Origin of the sequence: Microbacterium sp. (assembly GCF_029263575.1) — a bacterium.
Taxonomy (GTDB): domain Bacteria; phylum Actinomycetota; class Actinomycetes; order Actinomycetales; family Microbacteriaceae; genus Microbacterium.
The window spans coordinates 1-5,358 of sequence record NZ_JAJUFV010000182.1 but is presented as its reverse complement, the minus strand read 5'-3'; the positions used below and the strand labels follow the sequence as shown (position 1 = coordinate 5,358).

Sequence of the window (5,358 nt, the reverse complement as noted above, 5' to 3'; positions counted from 1 at the left end):
GGATGCTGCGGCATCCGACCCACGGTGTATTCTGCGAGCACATCGAGGAGGGGGAATCCCATGAGCGAATCGCTCGTCGAAGCTGAGACTCCGCTGCCCACCACGGGTGCGAAACTCACCGCCGAAGCTCTCGGCACGTTCCTGCTGGTTCTCGGCGGTGTCGGAACCGCCCTGTTCGCGTCCAACCACTTCACCGACCCCGGGTCCGGATCGGCCGTCTACGTGGCCGTCGCGCTCGCGTTCGGTCTCACGGTCGTCGTGGGCGTCTACGCCTTCGGCCCGATCTCCGGTGGACACTTCAACCCGGCCGTCAGCCTCGGCCTCGCCGCCGCTGGCCGGCTGCCGTGGCGAGACGTGCCCGGCTACATCATCTCTCAGGTCGTCGGCGGTGTGATCGCGTCGACGATCCTCGTCCTCATCGGTCTGTTCGGTCCGGAGGGCTGGCTCACCGGCGCGCAGGACGCCGGCTTCGCGAGCAACGGCTGGGGTGAGCACTCCCCCGGCGGCTTCGGCATGTGGGCCGCGATCATCATCGAGGTCGTGCTGACGGCGGTGTTCCTGTTCGTCATTCTCGGTACGACGCACAAGCTGCGCCCGACCCCGTTCGCCGGCCTCGCGATCGGTCTCACCCTGACGCTGATCCACCTGATCAGCATCCCCGTCGACAACACCTCGGTGAACCCGGCACGCTCGATCGCCGCGGCGATCTACGGTGGTGTCGGTCCGCTCTCGCAGCTGTGGGTGTTCCTCGTGTTCCCGATCGTCGGCGCCCTGATCGCCGGCGTGGCGTACAAGACGCTCCTCGACGGTACGAAGAAGAGCTGACGGGCGTCCTCGCTCAACCCGCGACGAGACGCGGCGTTCCGGCCTCGTATTCGAGGAGGTCGCCGCGTTCTCCGCGTTGATAGGCGCGGCGTCCGACGAGCAGCATGTAGACGAGGAACACGCCCAGCGCCGCGGCGCCGATGCCGATCTTGATCGGCCAGGGCAGCGACCACCCCGTGACGAAGCCTTCGACGAGGCCCGAGAGGAACAGAGCGAAGACCAGCCCGATTGCGACCGTCGCGAGCGAGCGCCCCTCCTGCGCGAGCGCCGTTGCGCGACTGCGGTGACCGGGAGCGACCCACGCCCAGAAGATGTGCAGCCCGGCAGCGGCGGCGACGAAGATGCTCGTCATCTCGAGCAGACCGTGCGGCAGGATGTACAGGACCATCACATCGAGGCGGTCGTGCGCGGCCATCACAGCGCCGGAGACGCCGAGGCTGACCGCGTTCTGAGCGATGACGTACAGCGGCCAGATTCCCGTGACGCCGAACAGCACGCACTGGGCGGCGATCCAGGCGTTGTTGGTCCACACCATCCCGGCGAACACAGCGGCGGGGTTCTCGGTGTAGTACGTGGTGAAGTCCTCTTCGGCGTACTGCTCGAGAAGCCCCGCGGGCCCGAGAGTGGCGACGAGTGCCGGGTCACTGGAGATCCACGCCGCGATTCCCGCCGTGATGGCGATGAACACGACAGCGACCACGAGCGTCGTCCAGCGCAGCCGGTAGAACGCCGCAGGCAGCTGGTCGGTGAAGAATCGGCCGATCTGCGCCAGGATGTTGTCGGAGGTGCCCGTCAAGCGCATCCGTGCCCGGGCGAGGATGGATGACACATATGCGCCCTGCGGCGAGTCGCCGACAGAGGTCTTCAGTTCAGCCAGATCAGCGGATGCCGCACGGTAGCGCACGATCAGCTCGTCGACGCCGTCGCCGTCGAGACGCCCGCGGCTGAGTTCGTCGAGTCGTTCCCATTCGCCGCGGCGTGCATCACTCAAAGCATCGGCATCCACCTGATTTACTGTACTCATGTCTACGCCGATCGACACTGCCGACGAAGTGCTATCCGGTGAAGCCGTCGCCATCGACGTGCAACCGCTGGCCTTCTTCATGCGCGCGCTGGGCGCCCTGATCGACATGATCGTCGGCTGGGTGCTGTTCGCCCTGTTTCTGTGGCTGCGCTTGTGGCTGCTCGGGCTGGGGGTCATCGACGGATCGATCGATGCGATCCTGAACATCACGATGCTCGTCGTGTGCTTCGTGGTCATCCCGATCGTCGTGGAGACGGCGACGCACGGCCGAAGCCTCGGCAAACTCGCCGTCGGCGGACGCATCGTGCGCCTCGACGGCGGTGCCGCAGGGTTCCGCCATGCTTTCATCCGCGCGCTCATCGGCGTCTTGGAGATCTATATGACCTTCGGCGCCGTCGCGATGCTCGCCGGAGCCTTCACGGCCCGCTCGCAGCGCCTAGGCGACATGGTGGCCGGCACCTACAGCCAGCGGGTTCGCACGCCGAAGCTCGTCCCGCTCGTCCCTGTGATGCCCCCGGCGCTGGCCGGATGGGCGGAAATCGCCGACGTCGCGCGGATGCCGGATCGCTTGGCCCGCCGAATCTCACAGTTTCTGCAGCATGCGGAGCGCATGACGCCGTCGGCTCGTGCGCGCATCGCCCACGAGCTCGTCGCGGCGACGGCTGAGTACGTCTCGCCGCAGCCCGCAGCGCACCCCGAAGACCTGCTGGTCGCCATCACGGTGCTACGTCGCGAACGCGAGCGACGCGCGCTGGTGATCGCTGACGCCCGCGCAGAGAAGCTGACCGGGCGGCGCGTAGGCGTGTAGGCGGGCGCTAAGCCCGCAGCGCCTCGTGGCGCACGACGACCCATCCGGCAGGCATCGACAGTCGCTCCGCGTGCTGGGCACACAGGTCGTGCGCGTGCGGGTCGACCGTGCCGCCCAGCGGCCCGAGGGCGGCCATCTGGTCGCCGTAGTCGTACGTGAGCGTCGCCACGGCCTCGCGAGCGCAGGTCACCTTTGAGCAGAGTCGTTCGTCCATCACCTTCAGAGTAGGGCGCACCCGGTGCCGCCGACGGATGCCGCGCGGGACGGCCTAGACTTTGGTCATGGCTCGTCGCTCTGCTGGAAACGCCGCCGGTCACCGCCGCGGTGCACGCCACGGGCGTCACGGCCGCCTGGGCCGCAGCGAAGTTCTGCGGCCGCCCCTTCCCCCGCTGGACGGACGCATCGATCGTTTCGACGCGACCATCGGCGCCGCCGTGGAGTTCTTGCGCGGCACGTGGCCGGAGCTGCAGGAGGTGCGCTTCGAGATCGGCGCCCTGCCGATGCACTCGGACCCCGGCGGCATCCCCCGCTGGCTCATCGACCGCCAGCAGCGACGCATCGTGCTCTTCCGGGTTCCGATCGAACGCCTGCTACCGCCCGGGCACGACGATGACATGCACCGGCGCATCGCGATCGAAAGCGCTGTGTTCCGCGCGTGCGCCGAGTACGTCGGCAAAGATCCCTGGGAGTTCGGGTCGGATCACGACTGAGCCCCAACGCTCAGGTCTCCCGGCGCTCAGGTCTCCCGGCGCTCAGGGTTCCCCGCGCTCAGGGTTCCCCGCGCTCAGGGTTCCCCGCGCTCATAGTTCCCCGCGCTCAGGGATAGACAGCGATGGGCTGTTGCGCTGCGGCGCTCGGCCAGATCGGCCATCCGGCCAGTGCATCGGTTCCGGCGAGAACCACGGCTGCGTGCAGCGGAGCATCCGTCGTCAGGGTGTACGTCGTGTCGGCCCGGGCCTCGACAAGCTCTGATCCGCCGGCCGGAACGGTCACAGTGCGTTCCTCGCCGCCGGCGGTGGGCGTGAGCGTGACGTTCGCGTCGGCGTCCTGCGTGTTAACGAGATGAATGCGGGCACCGGGGCCCCTCGGCACGGCGATCATGACCTGCTCGGCGATCTCGGGGGCGGGCGTCATCCAGGTGAAGTCGCTGCCCGCGCCGATCCGGTTGGTCTGCCAGGTCGCTCCGACGACGGCGGATTCCGCCTCGACCTCGATGCTGTAGACGCCGCGCTCGAGTCCTTCCAGGCCAAGCTCGGCAGGCACCTGGGCATCGAGCGGAACAGAGACCTCCTGCACGACCTCTCCCCCGGCACGCACCGTCACGGCGGCGTTCGTCGCCTGGTCGGTCGCCATCAGTCGCAGCACCGTGACGGGTGTGTCGTCGCTCGGCTCGCGCACCTGCACGCCGGCGAACGTGAGGTTCGCGCTCGGCGCTCCGGCAGTGTCTTGCAGAGCGATGCCGGAGGGGTCGAGCGTACGGATGAGCGATGACTGCAGCACGGCGCGCACCGGCGCTCCCTCTGCTGTCACGCGCACGACCGGCTGCTGCAGACCCGCCGCGACGGATGCCAGCGGAACAGCCAGCTGCGTCCCGGCGGGAACGACGGTCGTCGTCGACGTCGGCTCGAGACCGTACACCGTGAGGGTGACCGTCGAGGCGACATCGCCGGGGTTGGTCAGGATGATGAGGTCGCTCGTGCCGGTCTCGACCGTTCCGCCCACGAGCCACGACTCGGTGCTGGGCGCGCGGCATGCGCCTGCGGCCAGCCCCGCCAGGTCATCTGCGGCGATCGTGACCGACTCGGCTGCCGCCACGAGCGATGAACCGCCCTGTTCTGCGCTGCCCACGAACCGCTGCGGCGCGGGAGCGTCGCCGGTCAGATCAGAGATCGCGATATCGGATGCCTCGCGCGGACCGTTGCTGTCGACCGTGACAGCGGGCCGGCCAGCGGGCGACATCTGCTGAGCGTTCATCGTGTCGCGTCCGATCGCCCGGAACGGACCGTTGCACACGAGCGTCGTGTCACCGGCTGAGGGCCGCACAGACAGCTCGGCGGGTTCGTTCGCGACGGTGGGCCATGGCAACGCCACAGCCGCGACGACACCGGCCACGCACCCGACGGCGATGACCGCACCGGCCACCAGGCGGGCGCTGGTCGCCACAACTCGAATCGCACGACGCTGCGTCATCGCTCGCCCTCCTGTTCGGGTTCATCCGAATCTGCCGGCTCAACCGGCTCTGCCGGCTCTGCGGGATCAGGCTCTGCGGGATCAGGCTCAACAGGATCGGCCTCGACGGCCTCCGGCTCGACGGTTTCTCCCTGTTCCGGTTCCGCCGCTTCTGGCTCGGCACGTTCGGGCTCGGCAGCCTCTGGTTCTGCATCCCCATCATCCGCGCGTTTCGGGAGCACGATGGGCTCGTCCAGCGAGCGACCGACGATCCGCGACTGCGCTCGCGCTGCGCGTCGCGAGGCCCGCGTGGGGATGGCCAGCAGCAGGGCTGCGAACAGCACGACGAGCTGCAGAATCGTGATGGTCTGCGCGGTGCCGCGGTCGGCATCGGTGAGCTCGGCGCGCGGCGATTTCTCTGCTTCGAGCCGCCACAGCACACCCTTGTCGGTCTCGCTCACCTTCACGAAGCCGGCTCGCTGATCGATCGCGGTGATGGCGGCGACACGGATGGCCCGCGCCGCGGCGGATT

The 5,358-nt window shown here is 68.6% G+C and carries 6 protein-coding genes and 1 pseudogene; 3 read left to right on the top strand and 4 right to left on the bottom strand.

The window, feature by feature from the left end; all coding sequences use genetic code 11:
• Positions 1 to 60 precede the first annotated feature (60 nt).
• Positions 61 to 825: an aquaporin Z gene (aqpZ, locus tag Q1J95_RS14110; protein WP_300268655.1), complete on the top strand. Its 765-nt coding sequence runs from the start codon at positions 61 to 63 to the stop codon at positions 823 to 825.
• A gap of 13 nt (positions 826 to 838) precedes the next feature.
• On the opposite strand, the gene Q1J95_RS14105 is transcribed toward aqpZ, so the two are convergent.
• Positions 839 to 1,831, bottom strand: a complete 993-nt coding sequence (locus tag Q1J95_RS14105; RefSeq protein WP_300268657.1) for a stage II sporulation protein M — start codon at positions 1,829 to 1,831, stop codon at positions 839 to 841.
• A 16-nt stretch (positions 1,832 to 1,847) separates the two neighbouring features.
• Here Q1J95_RS14105 and Q1J95_RS14100 point away from each other — a divergent pair, with 16 nt between their 5' ends.
• Positions 1,848 to 2,657, top strand: coding sequence for an RDD family protein (locus tag Q1J95_RS14100; RefSeq protein WP_300268652.1), 810 nt, complete (start codon positions 1,848 to 1,850; stop codon positions 2,655 to 2,657).
• A gap of 7 nt (positions 2,658 to 2,664) precedes the next feature.
• On the opposite strand, the gene Q1J95_RS14095 is transcribed toward Q1J95_RS14100, so the two are convergent.
• The gene (locus tag Q1J95_RS14095; protein WP_300268650.1) at positions 2,665 to 2,871 is read right to left on the bottom strand and encodes a DUF3499 family protein; all 207 of its coding nucleotides are present in this window, start codon (positions 2,869 to 2,871) and stop codon (positions 2,665 to 2,667) included.
• Between the two features lie 67 nt (positions 2,872 to 2,938).
• On the opposite strand from Q1J95_RS14095, the gene Q1J95_RS14090 reads away from it, so the two are divergent.
• A complete protein-coding gene (locus tag Q1J95_RS14090) occupies positions 2,939 to 3,367 on the top strand; it encodes a hypothetical protein (RefSeq protein ID WP_300268648.1) in 429 nt (142 codons plus the stop codon).
• A 106-nt stretch (positions 3,368 to 3,473) separates the two neighbouring features.
• On the opposite strand, the gene Q1J95_RS14085 is transcribed toward Q1J95_RS14090, so the two are convergent.
• Complete coding sequence (locus Q1J95_RS14085; RefSeq protein WP_300268645.1) at positions 3,474 to 4,847, bottom strand: DUF5719 family protein; 1,374 nt, start codon at positions 4,845 to 4,847, stop codon at positions 3,474 to 3,476.
• Positions 4,844 to 5,358, bottom strand: a pseudogene (locus Q1J95_RS14080) (hypothetical protein); the annotation flags it as partial. The pseudogene Q1J95_RS14080 and the gene Q1J95_RS14085, both read right to left, overlap by 4 nt.

Coding starts and splice junctions, on each gene's coding strand:
- Q1J95_RS14095 (WP_300268650.1), bottom strand. CDS start 2,871: ATGGACGAACGACTCTGCTCAAAGGTGACCTGCGCTCGCGAGGCCGTG.
- aqpZ (WP_300268655.1), top strand. CDS start 61: ATGAGCGAATCGCTCGTCGAAGCTGAGACTCCGCTGCCCACCACGGGT.
- Q1J95_RS14100 (WP_300268652.1), top strand. CDS start 1,848: ATGTCTACGCCGATCGACACTGCCGACGAAGTGCTATCCGGTGAAGCC.
- Q1J95_RS14085 (WP_300268645.1), bottom strand. CDS start 4,847: ATGACGCAGCGTCGTGCGATTCGAGTTGTGGCGACCAGCGCCCGCCTG.
- Q1J95_RS14090 (WP_300268648.1), top strand. CDS start 2,939: ATGGCTCGTCGCTCTGCTGGAAACGCCGCCGGTCACCGCCGCGGTGCA.